Here is a 15,649-nt window from a genome sequence, read left to right as displayed (position 1 = left end):
GTACGCGCGGCGGAGGCGGGCCTCATGGCCACCCTGCCGCCCGGGGCGCTGATGCAGCGGGCCGCCGCCGGGCTGGCCCGCCGCTGCGCGCTGCTGCTCGGCGAGCGGGGCGGTGCCTACGGCGCCCGGGTGCTGCTGCTGGTCGGCTCCGGCGACAACGGCGGCGACGCCCTCTACGCGGGCGCGCACCTGGCCCGGCGGGGCGCCGCGGTCGCCGCCCTACTGCTCACCCCGGGTCGGGCGCACGGCGAGGGGCTGGCCGCGCTGCGGGCCGCCGGCGGGCGCGTCGTCGACCGGCCGCCGGCCGTGGTGGACCTGGTGCTCGACGGGATCGTCGGGATCGGCGGCACCGGCGGGCTCCGGGAGACCGCCGACCAGCTCGCCGCGAGCCTGGCCGAGCGGATGGGGCGGGACGGCACACGGGCCACGGTGGTGGCCGTGGACGTGCCGAGCGGCGTCGCGGTGGACACCGGACATGTCCCCCTCACCGCCTCCGGCCGGCCCTGCGCGGTCGACGCCGACGTGACGGTCACCTTCGGCGCGCTCAAGCCGGCCTTGGTGGTCGGCCCGGCCGCGCCGCTCGCCGGGCACGTCGAGCTGGTCGACATCGGGTTGGTGCCGTGGCTGCGCGGCACCCCGGCGCTGCGCGTCACCGAGTGGTCCGACGTGGTCGACTGGTGGCCCGGGCTCGGCCCGTCCTCGGAGAAGTACAGCCGCGGCGTGGTCGGGGTGGCGACCGGCTCGGCCACCTATCCCGGCGCCGCGGTGCTCTCGGTGAGCGGCGCGCTGTCCGGCCCCACCGGCATGGTCCGCTACGCGGGCGGCGCCCGCGCGGAGGTGCTGCACCAGCACCCGTCGGTGATCGCCACCGACCGGGTCGCCGCCGCCGGCCGGGTGCAGGCCTGGGTCTGCGGCTCGGGGCTCGGCACCGGAGAGGAGTCCGCCGCCGAACTGCGCGCGGTGCTCGCCGCGCCGGTGCCGGTGGTGCTCGACGCCGACGCGCTCACCCTGCTGGTCGACGGCAAGCTGGCCGACCGGCTGCGCGGGCGCGACGCGCCGATCGTGGTGACCCCGCACGACCGGGAGTACGCCCGGCTGTGTGGCGAGACCCCGGGGGCGGACCGGGTCGGGGCGGCCCTGCGGCTGGCCGCGTGGATGAATGCGGTGGTGCTGCTCAAGGGTGACCGCACGATCATCGGCACCCCCGACGGCCGGGCCTACGTCAACCCGACCGGCACCCCGGTGCTCGCCACCGGGGGCACCGGCGACGTGCTGGCCGGGCTGCTCGGCTCGCTGCTCGCCGCCGGGCTGGCCCCCGAGCGGGCGGCCGCCGCGGCGGCGTACCTGCACGGGCTGGCCGGCCGGGAGGCGGCGCGCGGCGGCCCGGTGACCGCGCCCGACGTGGCGACCGCGCTCCGCCCGGTGCTGGCCCGCCTGCCCTGACCGGGACGGCGGCCGACAGGCCGGTCGCGCGGCTCGCGGCCACGGTGATCACGGGCGGAAGTAGGCTGAGGACATGTGGCAGTCGGAGGTGCGCGTCGACCTGGACGCGATCCGGGAGAACGTGGCCCGGCTCAAGTCGGGCACCAGCGCCGAGCTGATGGCGGTGGTCAAGGCCGACGGCTACGGCCACGGCATGGTGCCGGCGGCCAACGCGGCGCTCGACGCCGGGGCGGACTGGCTCGGCGTCTGCACGCTCGACGAGGCGCTCCTGCTGCGGCAGGAGGGGGTCACGGCGCCCGTGCTGGCCTGGCTGCTCGACCCGGGGCTGCCGCTGCACGACGGGGTCGCGGTCGGCGTCGACCTGGGCTGCGCCAGCCTCACCCAGCTCGACGAGATGATCGAGGCAGGCCGGCGGGCGGACCGCACGGCCCGGCTGCACCTCAAGATCGACACCGGGTTGTCCCGCGGCGGGGCCACCGTCGCCGACTGGCCGGCGCTGCTGGAGGCCGCCGCGAAGGCCCAGGCCGACGGCCTGGTCGAGGTGGTCGGCGTGTGGAGCCACTTCGTCTACGCGGACTCGCCCGGCCACCCCACCACCGACCGGCAGTTGGCGGTGTTCCACGAGGGGCTGGAGATGGTGGAGCGGGCCGGCCTGCGTCCCCGCTACCGGCACCTGGCCAACTCGGCGGCCACGCTGACCCGCCCGGACACCCACTTCGACCTGGTCCGCCCCGGCCTGGCCGTCTACGGCCTCTCCCCGATCGAGGGCGAGCAGTTCGGCCTGCGCCCCGCGATGACCGCCCGGGCCCGGGTGATGTTGACCAAGCGGGTCCCGGCCGGCACCGGCGTCTCGTACGGCCACACCTACCGGACCGAGCAGGAGGCGAACCTGGCCGTCGTCCCGCTCGGCTACGCCGACGGGGTGCCCCGGCACGCCTCCAACACCGGCCCGGTGCAGCTCGGCGGCAAGCGGCGGACCATCTCGGGGCGGGTCTGCATGGACCAGTTCGTCGTCGACTGCGGCGAGGACGAGGTGGCCGCCGGGGACGTGGCCACGCTCTTCGGCAGCGGCGCGGACGGCGAGCCCACCGCCGACGACTGGGCCGAGGCGGTCGGCACCATCAACTACGAGATCGTGACCCGGTTCGGCGGTGTCCGGGTGCCGCGCGTCTACGACGGCGAGCGCCCGTGAGCGCGAGGAGTGAGCCGGGGTTGCGAGCCCCGCAGTCGCGAACTGAGGTTGCGCCGTGAGCGCGAGGAGTGAGCCGGGGTTGCGAGCCCCGCAGTCGCGAACTGAGGTTGCACAGTGAGCCAGCGGTTCCGGGTTCCCCGGCCGCGGACCGCTGCCGGCCGGGTGGCCGGGGTGGTCGGCGCGGCGCTCGGTGTGGCCGCCGCCGGGCTGGCCGCCGGGGTGGTGAGCGAGCGGGTTCTCATCCGCCGCCTCAAGTCCGACCCCAGGGATCCCTACGCCGACGAGGTCTTCGGCGACCAGCGCCACGACGCGGCGTACACGTTGGAGATGCCGGACGGCACCGACATCCACGTGGAGGTGGTCGAGCCGACCCGCCCGGTCGCCGGGCATCCGACCGTGGTGCTGGTGCACGGCTTCTGCCTGGACATGGGCACGTTCCACTTCCAGCGCAAGCTGCTCGCCGCGCGCGGTGACTACCGGGTCGTCGCCTACGACCAGCCCGGGCACGGCCGCTCCGGGAAGCTGGAGGGCGGCGACTACGACCTGGCCGCGCTGGGCCACACCCTGCGCCGGGTCATCGACGAGGTGGCCCCCGAGGGGCCGCTGGTGCTGGTCGGCCACTCGATGGGCGGCATGACGATCATGGCCCTGGCCGAGCTGCACCCGGAACTGTTCGGCGACCGGGTGGTCGGCACGGTCCTGATGGCCACCTCGGGTGGGCTGCTCGCGGAGACCAAGCTGGTGGCGCCCGCGCTGCTCGGCCGCGTCGGGGCGCCGGTGATCTACATGATGAGCAACGCCACCCGGTACGGCGGCACGGTCATCGACAAGGCCCGCAAGTCGACCTCCAACGTGGCCTGGCTGCTCACCCGCAGGTACGGCTTCGGCACCCCGAAGCCCAGCCCGGCCCTGGTGTCCTACGTCGAGACGATGAACTCGCGCACCTCGGCCGACACGGTCACCCGTTACCTGCGCACCCTGGCCACCCACTCCCGGTTTCCGGCGCTGGCCGCGCTGGCCGGCACGCCGGTGCTGGTGATCGTGGGGGACAAGGACATGATCACGCCGGTGACCCACTCCGAGGAGATCGTGCGGCGGCTGCCGCACGCCGAGTTCGTGAAGATCCACGACAGCGGGCACGTGGTGATGCTGGAGCACGCCGACGAGGTCAACGCGGCGCTGGAGAGGTTCCTGGAGTCACTGTGAGCGCGAGGAGTGAGCCGGGGTTGCGAGCCCCGCAGTCGCGAGCCGAGGTGGCGCTGTGAGCGCGAGGAGTGAGCCGGTCCTGCGAGCCCCGCAGTCGCGAGCCGAGGTGGCGCTGTGAGCGCGAGGAGTGAGCCGGGGTTGCGAGCCCCGCAGTTGCGAGCCGAGGTGGCGCGGTGAGTCTGGTGCTGGAGCTGAAGACGGTCGACGACACCCACGAGTTCGGCCGCCGGCTGGCCGGGGTGTTGCGCGCCGGTGACCTGCTGCTGCTCAGTGGCCCGCTGGGCGCCGGCAAGACGGCGCTGGCCCAGGGCATCGGCGCCGGTCTCGGGGTGCGCGGCGACATCACCTCGCCGACCTTCGTGATCGCCCGGGTGCACCGGCCGGATCCGGCCCGGGGCGGCCGGGTGAGTCTGGTGCACGCCGACGCGTACCGGCTGGGGGAGTCGGCCGACCCGCGCGCCGAGATCGACGACCTGGACCTGGACGCGTCGGTGGACGAGGCGGTCACCGTGGTCGAGTGGGGTGAGGGGATGGTCGAGCAGTTGGTCGACGCCCACCTGCGGGTGCGCATCGACCGGCGGGACGACGACACCCGGGTGGTCAGCCTGGAGCCGGTCGGCGGCGACTGGGCGGGGCGCCTGGCCGCCCTCGACTGACCCCTTGTCGTACCCGCTGCCTACAGTGCCGGGGACCGATCCGATGCGGTGAAAGGTTGCCGATGCCCGACGACGCTCCCACCCTCGACCTGCTGGCGCTCCTTCCGGACGCCTGGCGGGCGGCGCTCGCCCCGCACCTCGATCCGGCGCGCACCGCGGCGCTGACCGAGTTCGTGGCCGGTGAATATGCGACGGGCACCGTCTTCCCGCCGGTCGAGGACCTGTTCTCCGCCTACCGGCTGTGCGGGCCGGCGGAGACCCGGGTGCTGATCCTCGGGCAGGACCCCTACCACAAGGCGGGTCAGGCGCACGGGCTGAGCTTCAGCGTGCGCGAGGGGGTGGCGGTGCCGCCGTCGCTGCGCAACGTCTTCAAGGAGCTGGGCGAGGACCTGGGGGTGCCGAAGCCGGCCGGCGCCAACCTGAGCGGCTGGGCGGCGCAGGGGGTGCTGCTGCTCAACGCGGTGCTCACCGTCCGGCAGGCCACCCCGGGCTCGCACGCCAACAAGGGCTGGGAGGAGTTCACCGACGCCACCATCCGGGCCCTCGACGCGCTCGACCAGCGGGTGGTCTTCCTGCTCTGGGGCAGCTACGCGCGCAAGAAGGCCGCCCTGGTCACCAACCCGCACCACGTGGTGCTGGAGGCCGGCCACCCGAGCCCGATGAACCCGCGTGGCTTCCTGGGGAGCCGCCCGTTCAGCGCGGCCAACAAGGCGCTCGCCGACGCCGGCCTGCCCACCGTCGACTGGGAACGCACCGCCGGCTGACCCGTGACGCCGTGCCCACCGGCCGACCCCCGCATCGTGCTCCGGGCTGAGCCGCGACACCTCACCCTCAACCAACCTTCACCGGTCTGTCCGGCGGCGAGCGGCGGCGGGAGGGGCGTCACCGCCGGTAACCGGGGCGGCGACTAGGCTGGCATACCGTGCTCGTACTCGTGGTGGACTCGTCGACGCCCGCGGTGACCGCGGCGCTGGTCGAGGTCTCGGCGGACGGCGTCGCGGCCCGCGCGCAGCGGTGCACGGTCGACGCCCGGGCGCACGGCGAGCTGCTCGCCCCGCAGGTCGACGCGGTGCTGGCCGACGTCGACGCCCGCCCCGCCGACCTGGCCGCGATCGTCGCCGGGCTCGGTCCCGGGCCGTTCACCGGGCTGCGGGTCGGCCTGGTCACGGCGGCCACGATGGGCCAGGTGCTCGGCATCCCCACGTACGGGGTCTGCTCGCTGGACGGGATCGGCCACCCGGCGGCCGCCGGCGAGCCGGTGCTGGCGGCCAGCGACGCCCGCCGCCGGGAGGTCTACTGGGCGGTCTACGACGGCGCCGGCCAGCGCATTGCCGGGCCGAACGTGGACCTGCCCGTGGTCGCCGCCGAGCGGGCCCGGGGCCTGGCCGTCACGGTGGCGGTCGGTGACGGCGCGCACCGGTACGCCGACGTCCTCGGTCTGCCGGTGCGGGAGGAGCCGCGCTACCCGGACGCCCTGGCCCTGGCCGGCCTGGCCGCCGAGCGGATCCGCGCGGGTGCCCCGGGCGAGCCGCTCACGCCGCTCTACCTGCGCCGCCCGGACGCGGTCGCGGCCACCGGCCACAAGCCGGTCCTTCAATGAGCCAGGTGCGACTGGGCCGGTTCCGCTGGTGGCACATCGACCAGGTGCTGCCCCTGGAGGCGGACCTGTTCGGCGCCGAGCAGTGGTCCCCGGCGATGTTCTGGAACGAGCTGGCCAACGGCCACCACTACCTGGTCGCCACCGACGACGACGACGGCACGGTGCTCGGCTACGCCGGGCTGATGGTGGCGCCGCCCGACGAGGCGTGGGTGCAGAACGTCGCGGTCCGCCGGGACGCGCAGCGCCGGGGGATCGGCCGGCTGCTGCTGGAGGCGCTGCTCGCCGAGGCGGCGCGGCGCGGGGTGCGCAGCACGCTGCTGGAGGTCGCCGCCGACAACGGCCCCGCCCAGCGGCTCTACGCGATGTACGGCTTCGAGCCGATCGGCGTGCGCCGCGGCTACTACCAACTGAGCAACACCGACGCGCTGGTCATGCAGCGCAACGAGGACTGACACGCATGGCTGACGAACCACTGATCCTCGGCATCGAGACCTCGTGTGACGAGACCGGGGTGGGCATCGTGCGCGGGCACACCCTGCTCGCGGACGCGCTCGCCTCCAGCGTCGAGGAGCACGCCCGGTTCGGCGGGGTGGTGCCCGAGGTGGCCAGTCGCGCCCACCTGGAGGCCATCGTGCCGACGATGGACCGGGCGCTGCGGGAGGCCGGGGTGACGATCGCCGACATCGACGCGATCGCCGTCACCTCCGGGCCGGGCCTGGCCGGCGCGCTGCTCGTCGGGGTCGCCGCCGCCAAGGGGTACGCGGTGGCCGCCGAGAAGCCGGTGTACGGGGTGAACCATCTCGCCGCGCACGTTGCCGTGGACACCCTGGAGCACGGCCCGCTGCCCGAGCCGGCGATCGCCCTGCTGGTCTCCGGCGGGCACTCCTCGCTGCTGCGCGTCGACGACCTGGCCCGGGAGGTCACCCCGCTGGGCGCGACGATCGACGACGCGGCCGGTGAGGCGTTCGACAAGGTGGCCCGGCTGCTCGGGCTGCCCTTCCCGGGCGGCCCGTTCATCGACCGGGAGGCGCGGGCCGGTGACCCGGCGGCGATCGCCTTCCCGCGCGGGCTGACCGCGCCCAAGGACCTGGCCGGGCACCGCTTCGACTTCTCCTTCTCCGGGCTGAAGACGGCGGTGGCCCGCTGGGTGGAGGCGCGGCAGCGGGCCGGCGAGCCGGTGCCGGTGGCCGACGTGGCCGCGTCCTTCCAGGAGGCGGTCTGTGACGTGCTGGTCGGCAAGGCGCTGGACGCCTGCCGCAGCAGCGGCATCGACACGCTGGTGATCGGCGGCGGGGTGGCGGCGAACTCGCGGCTGCGGGCGATGGCCGAGCAGCGGGCGGCGAAGCACGGCGTCCGGGTGCGGACGCCCCGGCCGAAGCTCTGCACCGACAACGGCGCCATGGTGGCCGCGCTCGGCTCGCACCTGGTCGCGGCGGGCGTCGCCCCGAGCCGGCTGGACCTGCCCGCCGACTCCGCCATGCCGCTGACCGTGGTCAGTGTCTGAGGCGGGGAGGGGACCGACGTGATCGTCCGGATGTGGGAGGCGAAGGCGGAGCCGTACGGGTTCGCCGACCTGATCACCTGGGTGTGCGAGACCGCGCTGCCCGAGTTCGAGCACGAGCCGCTGCACCTGTCGAGCGAGGTGTTCTCCTCGACCGACCACCGGGTGGTGGTGATCTCGAAGTGGCGGAGCAGCCCGCGGGAACTGCCCGAGCCGCCCATGCGGCTGGTCGCCCGACCGCCGCACAGCTGGGACTTCACGCAGGTCGATCGCTGATCCGGCAGCCCGCCGGAGCGGCGGGAATTGGATGGCGTCCGCCCCGGCCCGGCACCTAGCGTCGGGTGGCCATGCGCTTCTCACCCGCCGGTGACCCCGGCACCCCCGACGCCCGGTCCGCCACCCGTTACCTGGTCTGGCTCGCCGGTCGGCATCCCCTGCTCTTCGGCTCCGGCATCGCGCTCGGCGTCATCTGGATGGTGGCCCAGGCGCTCATGCCGGCCGCCGTGGGCCGGGCCGTCGACGCGGGCCTGGCCCACCGTGACCCGGACGCCCTGCTCCGCTGGGGGTTCGTCCTGCTCGCGCTGGGCGTCGTCCAGGCGGTGGCCGGCATCCTGCGGCACCGCTGCGCGGCGCACAACTGGCTCGGCGCCGCGTACCGGACGGTGCAGGTCACCGTGGACGCCACCAACCGGCTCGGCGCGGCGCTGCCCCGCCGGGTGGCCGCGGGCGAGGTGGTGAGCATCGGTACGGCCGACATCGAGCACATCGGCAGCGCGGTCGACATCACCGCCCGGGGCACCGGCGCGGTGGTCGCCATCGCGACCGTGTCGGTGATCCTGCTCACCGCCTCCGTGCCGCTCGGCCTCGTGGTGGTGCTCGGGGTGCCGCTGCTCATGGCGCTGGTGGCGCTGCTCATCCGGCCGCTGCACCGGCAGCAGGCGGCGTACCGGGAGTCGACCGGTGAGCTGACCGCCCGGGCCGGGGACATCGTCTCGGGGCTGCGGGTGCTGCGCGGGGTGGGCGGCGAGCCGGTGCTGGGCGCCCGTTACCGGGAGCAGTCCCAGGCGCTGCGGGCGGACGGCCTGCGGGTGGCCCGGGTGGAGTCGCTCATCCAGGCCGCGCAGATCCTGCTGCCCGGCGTCTTCGTGGTGCTGGTGACCTGGCTCGGGGCCCGGTTCGCGCTGCGCGGCGAGATCAGCGCCGGCCAGTTGGTGTCGTTCTACGGCTACACGGCGTTCCTGGTCAGCCCGCTGCGCAACCTCACCGAGGCGGCCGACAAGGTGACCCGGGGGCACGTGGCGGCCCGCCGGGTGGTGCGGCTGCTCCGCCTCGCCCCGGAGTTCACCGAGCCGGCCCGCCCGGTGCCGGTGCCCGAGGGGCCGGGCGAGCTGGTCGACATGCGCTCCGGGCTGGTGCTGCGGCCGGGCCGGCTCACCGCGCTGGCCGCCACCGCGCCCGAGGACGCCGCCGAGATCGCCGACCGGCTGGGCCGGTACGCCGACGGGGACGTGACGCTGCACGGCGTACCGCTGGGGGACGTGGCGCTGGCGGCGGTGCGCGAGCGGATCCTGGTGGCCGACAACGACGCGCAGCTGTTCAGCGGCGCCCTCCGCACGGAGCTGGACCCGCACGACCGGGCGGATCGCCACGCGGTCGAGGCGGCGCTGGTGGCGGCGAGCGCCACGGACATCGTCGAGGCGCTGCCCGGCGGCCTGGACAGCCCGGTCGCCGAGCGCGGCCGGGAGTTCTCCGGCGGGCAGCGGCAGCGGCTGCGGCTGGCCCGTGCGCTGGTCGCCGACCCGGAGACGCTGATCCTCGTCGAACCGACCAGCGCGGTGGACGCGCACACCGAGGCGCGGATCGCCGACCGGCTGGCCGCCGCCCGGCGCGGGCGGACGACGCTGGTCTGCACGACCAGCCCGCTGGTGCTCGGCCGTGCCGAGCACGTGGTCTTCGTGGAGGACGGCAAGGTGGTCGCCGAGGGCCGCCACGACGAGCTGCTGGCCGCCGAGCCCCGGTACCGGGCCACGGTGAGCCGGGAGGAGGACCGGTGAGCAACGCCCTGCCCGTCGCGAACGCGCAGCAGGTCCGCCGGTACGCGCGGGAGCTGTTCCGACGGCATCCACGCGGCCTGGCCGCCGCGCTCGGCCTGCACGCGCTCGCCGCGGCCGCCGGCCTGGTCGCGCCCCGGCTCCTCGGCGACCTGGTCGAGGGGATCTCGCGCGGGGTGAGCGCGGTGACCGTCGACCGGATCGCCCTGGCCATCGCCGGATTCGTGGTCGCCCAGTCGGTGCTGGTCCGCTTCGCCCACCTGGCCTCGGCCCGGCTCGGTGAGCGGGTCCTCGCCGAGTTGCGGGAGGAGTTCGTCGACCGGCTGCTGGCCCTGCCGCTGTCCACGGTGGAGCGGGCCGGCACCGGCGACCTGCTCACCCGCACCTCGCGGGACGTGGCCGCGCTGTCCCGGACGGTCCGGTTCGCCGCGCCGGAGACGCTGATCTCGGCGGTCACCGTGCTGCTGATCCTCGGCGCGCTGATGCTGACCGGCCCGCTGCTCGTGCTGCCCTGCGTGCTCGCGGTGCCGCTGCTGGTGGCCGGCACCCGCTGGTACCTGCGCCGGGCGCCGGCCGGCTACCTGCGGGAGAACGCCGCCTACTCCGACATCACCGACGGGATCAGCGAGACGGTCGAGGGCGCGCGGACCACGGAGGCGCTGCGCCAGCAGGCCCGCCGCCGGGCGCGCACCGACGGCGACATCCGCCGGTCGTACGCGGCCGAGTACTACACGCTGAACCTGCGGACGGTCTTCTTCCCGATCGCCGAGATCGGCTACCTGCTGCCGGTGGCCGGCACCCTGCTGCTCGGCGGCTGGTTCTACCTGGAGGGCTGGGCCAGCCTCGGTCAGGTCACCGCGGCCACCCTCTACGCCCAGCAGCTGGTGGACCCGGTCGACCGGCTGCTCTCCTGGCTGGACGAGTTCCAGGTCGGCGGCGCCTCGCTGGCCCGGCTGCTCGGCGTGGCCGGCGAGCCGGCGGAGGCCCCCGCCCCGGCGCCCGACCGGCGGCCGGTCACCGACGACGGGCGGCTCGCCGCCCACGACGTCCGGTACGCGTACCGCGCCGGCCACGACGTGCTGCACGGGGTGACCCTGGTGCCACGGCCGGGGGAGAAGCTGGCCATGGTCGGTCCGTCCGGCGCGGGCAAGTCCACGCTGGGCCGGCTGCTGGCCGGGGTGCACGAGCCGCGCGCCGGCACGGTGACCGTGGACGGCCGGCCGCTGTCCGGGCTGCCCCTGGCGGAGCTGCGCACCCACGTCGCGCTGGTCAGCCAGGAGCACCACGTCTTCATCGGCACCCTCGCCGACAACGTGGCGATGGTCCGCCCGGACGCCGGCCCCGACGAGGTGCGCGCGGCGCTGGCCGCGGTCGACGCGCGGGACTGGGCGGAGGCGCTGCCGGACGGGCTGGACACCCGGGTCGGTGCGGGCGGGCACCCGCTCTCCCCGGCCCAGGCGCAGCAGGTCGCGCTGGCCCGGCTGGTGCTCGCCGACCCGCACACGCTGGTGCTGGACGAGGCCACCTCGCTGATTGACCCGCGGGCGGCCCGGGCGCTGGAACGCTCGCTGGCCGCGGTGCTCCAGGGCCGGACCGTCATCGCCATCGCGCACCGGCTCTTCTCCGCCCACGACGCGGACCGGGTGGCGGTGGTCGAGGACGGCCGGATCACCGAGCTGGGCTCGCACGACGAACTGGTCGCGGCCGGCGGCTCCTACGCCGCCCTGTGGCGCTCCTGGCACGGCTGAGCAGGAGGCCCCCACCGGCACACCGGTGGGGGCCTCGTGCGGGCAGCGCGGTCAGGAGCGGCGCATCAGCCGCCAGGTCGCGTACCCGCCGGTGGCCAGGGCGAGCAGGAAGACGGCCCACACGACGGTGGTGCTGACCTGGATCCCGCCGTTGTTTCCGACGTTCGCACCGGCGGCGGCGATCAGCGAATCGCTCTGCGCCGGGGGCATCGCGGGCGGCGGGAGCTGCTGCCAGCGGACCAGCCCGGTGCTCTCCAGCATCAGCATGTGGTTGGTGACGAAGGTGTTCGTCTGGTCGGCGAGCTTGCGCACGATCGGGTCCCGGGTGCTGGCCCGGACCGCGCCGATCACCGGGAAGATGTTGCCGTGGGCGACCCGCAGCCGGGTCACGAAGATCTGGTCGAACTGGGCGCCGGTGGCGTTCTGCATCTCGGTCAGCCAGCCCTGCTGCTGGGTGGTCGGTGTGGTCGGCAGGGTGGCGCCCAGCTTGTTCGCGGCCTCGACCACGAGCTGGTCCAGGACGCCGTGCTGACGCGCGATCTCCGCGCCGATCTCCCGTACCCGCTTCGACTGGCCCTTCTCGGCGGCCATCTGCCCGGCCGGCATCTCCCAGAGCCCGGCCAGTCGTACCCCGTTGAGCAGCGTCATGTCGGCGGCGTTGAGCTGCACACCGGGGTTGGGCGCGGCGTGTGCGGCGCCGGGAAGAATGCCGATCCCCGCGGCGAGCGCGACGAGCAGCAGGGTCACCCGGTGCGCCAGCCGGCGGCGTGCGGATTCCAGCGGTGCCATGGTTGCGGTGCCTCCTCGGTCCGGACCGGTACGCGGGATGGCGCGCACGGCCGCCCCCGCGGCCGTGCGTCCGCCCACTGGTACGGATCACGAGCCGTTTCAGTTCACCGGAAACCGGCAGCCGGTCAGCCGACGTCGAGGGGGTCGGCGAGGAGGCGTTCGAAGGCCAGTTCGGCGGCGCCGATGAGCGCCGCGTCGTCACCGAGCTTCGGGGTGCGCAGCCGCACGTGCTCCAGGCAGGCGGGCAGCCCGTTGGAGTTGAGCCGGCTCCGCACCTGGGCGGCGGCGGCCAGGTAGAGGTCGCGCATGGTGCCGCCGAAGATGACCATCTCCGGGTTGAAGATGTTGACCAGGTTGGCCACGCCGAAGCCGAGCCAGTCGCCGGCCTGCCGTACGGCGGTCTGGGCCCGCGCGTCGCCCCGGTCGGCGGCGTCGAAGACGGCCAGCAGCGCCTCCCGGCCCCGGGCGTCGGAACGGCCGGCGGCGCGGAGCAGCCCGTGCTCGCCGATCTCGGTCTCCCAGCAGCCGCGCCGCCCGCAGTCGCAGCGCATCCCGTCGCGGACCACCACCATGTGGCCGACCTCGCCGCTGTAGCCGCCGTGCCCGGTGAGCCGCCGCCCACCGGCGATGATGCCGGCCCCGACGCCGACGTCCCCGTAGAGGTAGATGACGTTGTCGCAGCCGGCGGCGACGCCCCGGGCGTGCTCGGCGAAGGCGGCCACGTCGGCCACGTTGCCGACGGTGATGGGCACGTCGACGCCCAGCTCGGCGGCGAGCGCCGCGCCGATCGGCTCGTCCACCCAGCCGGTGGTCGGGCTGAGCCGGACCAGTCCGTCCTCGCGGCGGACCATGCCGCAGACCGCCACGCCGGCGCCGACGCAGATCGAGTCGGGCGGCACCACCCGGTGCATCTCCCGGACCGCGTCGGCCAGCAGCGGCGCGGCCTCCTCGGCGACCAGGTTCCGCGGCCGTTCCAGCTCCCGGCGGTCGAGCACCTCGCCGCCGAGCCCGACCCGCGCGGCCCGCAGCCGGTCCACCTCGACGCTGTAGGCGTACGCGTAGACCCGGGCCGACTCGGGCCGGACGACCAGCGAGGGTCGTCCGGCCCGGCCGGTCTCCTTCGGTGTCCCCTCGCTGACCAGACCGGCGCCGGCCAGGTCGGCGGTCAGCGCGCCGATGGTGCTGCGGTTGAGGCCGAGCGCGGTGGTCAGCTCCGCGCGGCTGGTGGCGCCCCGGACGTGGACGTACCGGAGCAGTGCGCCCAGGTTCTGCCGACGGATCTCGTCCTGGCTCGGTCCCGCGCGCATCGCCACCGTCATGTTCCGTGCCGGGTTCAGCGGGTGCCGGTCGCGGCGGCCCGCCGGCGGGACAGCGCGTCGATGGTGGCGGCGGCGAGCAGCACCACGCCGGTGACCACGTACTTCACGCCCGAGCTGTAACCCATCAGTCCCATACCGTTGTCGATGACCGCGACCACCGCGCCGCCGAGCACGGCGTCGAGGACCCGACCCTTGCCGCCGAAGAGACTGGTGCCGCCGATCACCGCCGCGCCGACGGCGTAGAGCAGTACGTTACTGCCACCGGTGTTGGGGTCCACCGAGTTGGCCCGGCTGGCCGCCACGATGCCACCGATCGCCGCCATGGTGGAGCAGATGACGAAGACGGAGATGCGGATCCGGTCGACGTTGATGCCGGCCCGGCGGGCCGCCTCGGCGTTGCCGCCGACCGCGTAGACGTGCCGGCCGTAGCTGGTGCGCTGGAGGACGAAGGTCCAGACGACCAGCAGCAGCGCGATGATCGGCACCACGATCGGCACGCCCTTGAGCGAGACGACCAGCACGTTGCGGCTGCGCTCCAGGTTGAGCACGTAGACCGCGGCGCCGAGGATGACCGCGAGGCCGGCGATCCGGGCGAGCACCACCGCGATCGGGTCGGTGAGCAGGCCGCGCGCGACCCGGTTGCGGTGGCGCAGGAGTTGCGCGGCCGCGTACCCGGCGACGGCCACCGCGGCCAGCGCCCAGCCGAGCGCGGGGGAGAGGTTGCGGTTGGCGATGGCGAGGAGGACGTCGTCCCGCACCGAGATGTTGGAGCCCTCCTTCATGAGCATCAGCACGATGCCCTGGAAGGCGAGGAAGCCGGCCAGGGTGACCACGAAGGAGGGGATGCCGACCTTCGCGACCAGCAGGCCGAGCCCGGTGCCGATCGCCAGGCCGGTGGCGACGGCGGCGAGGACCGCGACGTACCACGGGTAGCCCAGCTCGGTGACGACGTTGGCCAGGATGGCGGCGCAGACGCCGCTGGCGAAGCCGGCGGAGAGGTCGATCTCGCCGAGCAGCAGGACGAACACCAGGCCCATGGCGATCAGGGTGACCGCGGCGCCCTGCGTGAACAGGTTGGCGAAGTTGCCGGCCGTGAAGAACGTCGGGCGGGCGATCGAGAAGCCGGCGGCGAGCGCGAGGAGCATGATCACGGCGGGCAGCGCGCCGATGTCGCCGCCGCGTACCCGGCGCAGGTAGTTGCTGAGATGGGTGCCGACGGTGGGCGCCGGCGCGACCGCGGCGGGGCCCTCCTTCTTGACGGCGGTGGTGGTCATCGGACGGCTCCTGGTGTCGTGTCGGCGGGCGCGGCGCCGGTGCCGTTGCTGCCCGTGTCGGCGAGGCCGAGGTTGCCGGAGCGACCGGCGGTGATCAGCTCGACCACCTGCGAGTGCGTGATGTCGCTGGTCTTCACCTGGGCGACCATCTGGCCGAGGTAGAGGGCGGCGATGCGGTCGGAGACCGCGAAGACGTCGTTCATGTTGTGCGAGATGAGCACCACGGCCAGGCCGTTGTCGGCGAGCCGGCGGACCAGCTCCAGCACCTGCGCGGTCTGCGCGACGCCGAGGGCGGCGGTGGGCTCGTCGAGGATGACCAGCCGGCTGTTCCAGAGCACCGCCTTGGCGATGGCCACGGTCTGCCGCTGCCCCCCGGAGAGGCTGGACACGTGCTGGCGCAGCGACTTGACGGTGCGCACGCTCAGCCCGGCCAGGGTCTCGGCGGCCATCTGCTCCATGGTCGGCTCGTCGAGCACGATGCCGCTGCGCTTCTCCCGGCCGAGGAACATGTTCTGCACGATGTCGAGGTTGTCGCAGAGCGCGAGGTCCTGGTAGACGACCTCGATGCCCAGCGCGGCGGCGTCCCGGGGGCTGTTGATGCTCACCGGCCGGCCGTCGTAGTGGAACTCGCCGGCGTCGGTCGGATGGATGCCGCTGATGCACTTGACCAGGGTCGACTTGCCGGCGCCGTTGTCGCCGACCAGCGCGGTCACCTCGCCGGGGTAGGCGGCGAAGGCCACGTCGCGCAGCACCTGGACGGGACCGAAGCTCTTGTCGATCCCGCGTAGCTCCAGCAGGGGGGTTGCGGACACGGGGTTCTCCTTGGGAACGGAGGGGAGGTCTCGGATCCCGTCCGGCGTGGGCGCCGCC

General features: G+C 74.8%; 15 protein-coding genes. 11 read left to right on the top strand and 4 right to left on the bottom strand.

The annotated features are described in order from the left end of the window. From F8274_RS24010 to F8274_RS23955, 11 genes are all read left to right on the top strand, one after another. A partial coding sequence (locus F8274_RS24010; RefSeq protein ID WP_192579959.1) for an NAD(P)H-hydrate dehydratase occupies positions 1 to 1,443 on the top strand: 1,443 nt, incomplete at its 5' end. Between the two features lie 73 nt (positions 1,444 to 1,516). Next, a complete protein-coding gene (alr, locus tag F8274_RS24005; protein ID WP_151464630.1) occupies positions 1,517 to 2,635 on the top strand; it encodes an alanine racemase in 1,119 nt (372 codons plus the stop codon). A 114-nt stretch (positions 2,636 to 2,749) separates the two neighbouring features. Further along, positions 2,750 to 3,841, top strand: coding sequence for an alpha/beta fold hydrolase (locus F8274_RS24000; protein ID WP_151464629.1), 1,092 nt, complete (start codon positions 2,750 to 2,752; stop codon positions 3,839 to 3,841). A gap of 173 nt (positions 3,842 to 4,014) precedes the next feature. Further along, positions 4,015 to 4,497, top strand: coding sequence for a tRNA (adenosine(37)-N6)-threonylcarbamoyltransferase complex ATPase subunit type 1 TsaE (gene tsaE / locus F8274_RS23990; RefSeq protein ID WP_151464628.1), 483 nt, complete (start codon positions 4,015 to 4,017; stop codon positions 4,495 to 4,497). A gap of 62 nt (positions 4,498 to 4,559) precedes the next feature. Next, a complete protein-coding gene (gene ung / locus F8274_RS23985; RefSeq protein WP_151464627.1) occupies positions 4,560 to 5,261 on the top strand; it encodes a uracil-DNA glycosylase in 702 nt (233 codons plus the stop codon). A 158-nt stretch (positions 5,262 to 5,419) separates the two neighbouring features. Further along, positions 5,420 to 6,097, top strand: coding sequence for a tRNA (adenosine(37)-N6)-threonylcarbamoyltransferase complex dimerization subunit type 1 TsaB (gene tsaB / locus F8274_RS23980; RefSeq protein WP_151464626.1), 678 nt, complete (start codon positions 5,420 to 5,422; stop codon positions 6,095 to 6,097). Beyond that, positions 6,094 to 6,549, top strand: a complete 456-nt coding sequence (gene rimI / locus F8274_RS23975) for a ribosomal protein S18-alanine N-acetyltransferase (RefSeq protein ID WP_192579958.1) — start codon at positions 6,094 to 6,096, stop codon at positions 6,547 to 6,549. Before tsaB ends, rimI begins: the two co-directional genes overlap by 4 nt. A 5-nt stretch (positions 6,550 to 6,554) precedes the next feature. Beyond that, positions 6,555 to 7,601, top strand: coding sequence for a tRNA (adenosine(37)-N6)-threonylcarbamoyltransferase complex transferase subunit TsaD (tsaD, locus tag F8274_RS23970; RefSeq protein ID WP_151464625.1), 1,047 nt, complete (start codon positions 6,555 to 6,557; stop codon positions 7,599 to 7,601). Positions 7,602 to 7,619: 18 nt separating this feature from the next. Further along, entirely contained in the window at positions 7,620 to 7,874 is a 255-nt protein-coding gene (locus tag F8274_RS23965; RefSeq protein ID WP_151464624.1) for a hypothetical protein, read from the top strand. Positions 7,875 to 7,945: 71 nt separating this feature from the next. Further along, on the top strand, positions 7,946 to 9,652 hold the full coding sequence (locus F8274_RS23960; RefSeq protein ID WP_151464623.1) for an ABC transporter ATP-binding protein: 1,707 nt from the start codon (positions 7,946 to 7,948) through the stop codon (positions 9,650 to 9,652). Further along, a complete protein-coding gene (locus F8274_RS23955) occupies positions 9,649 to 11,397 on the top strand; it encodes an ABC transporter ATP-binding protein (RefSeq protein WP_151464622.1) in 1,749 nt (582 codons plus the stop codon). The genes F8274_RS23960 and F8274_RS23955 overlap by 4 nt, the downstream gene beginning before the upstream one ends. Before the next feature lie 51 nt (positions 11,398 to 11,448). Here F8274_RS23955 and F8274_RS23950 read toward each other — a convergent pair whose 3' ends face one another. The 4 genes from F8274_RS23950 to F8274_RS23935 all read right to left on the bottom strand — a co-directional run bounded on the left by F8274_RS23950 (position 11,449) and on the right by F8274_RS23935 (position 15,591). Further along, entirely contained in the window at positions 11,449 to 12,186 is a 738-nt protein-coding gene (locus F8274_RS23950; RefSeq protein WP_151464621.1) for a DUF4142 domain-containing protein, read from the bottom strand. A 125-nt stretch (positions 12,187 to 12,311) separates the two neighbouring features. Further along, positions 12,312 to 13,493, bottom strand: a complete 1,182-nt coding sequence (locus tag F8274_RS23945) for an ROK family protein (RefSeq protein WP_151464620.1) — start codon at positions 13,491 to 13,493, stop codon at positions 12,312 to 12,314. Positions 13,494 to 13,519: 26 nt separating this feature from the next. Next, the gene (locus tag F8274_RS23940) at positions 13,520 to 14,779 is read right to left on the bottom strand and encodes a sugar ABC transporter permease (RefSeq protein ID WP_151464619.1); all 1,260 of its coding nucleotides are present in this window, start codon (positions 14,777 to 14,779) and stop codon (positions 13,520 to 13,522) included. Further along, positions 14,776 to 15,591: an ATP-binding cassette domain-containing protein gene (locus F8274_RS23935; protein WP_151464618.1), complete on the bottom strand. Its 816-nt coding sequence runs from the start codon at positions 15,589 to 15,591 to the stop codon at positions 14,776 to 14,778. The genes F8274_RS23940 and F8274_RS23935 overlap by 4 nt, the downstream gene beginning before the upstream one ends. Positions 15,592 to 15,649 lie beyond the last annotated feature (58 nt).

The organism is Micromonospora sp. AMSO31t (genome assembly GCF_008868175.1).
Classification (GTDB): Bacteria; Actinomycetota; Actinomycetes; order Mycobacteriales; family Micromonosporaceae; genus Micromonospora.
The sequence above is the reverse complement of the archived record's forward strand: the minus strand, read 5'-3'. Positions and strand labels throughout refer to the sequence as shown.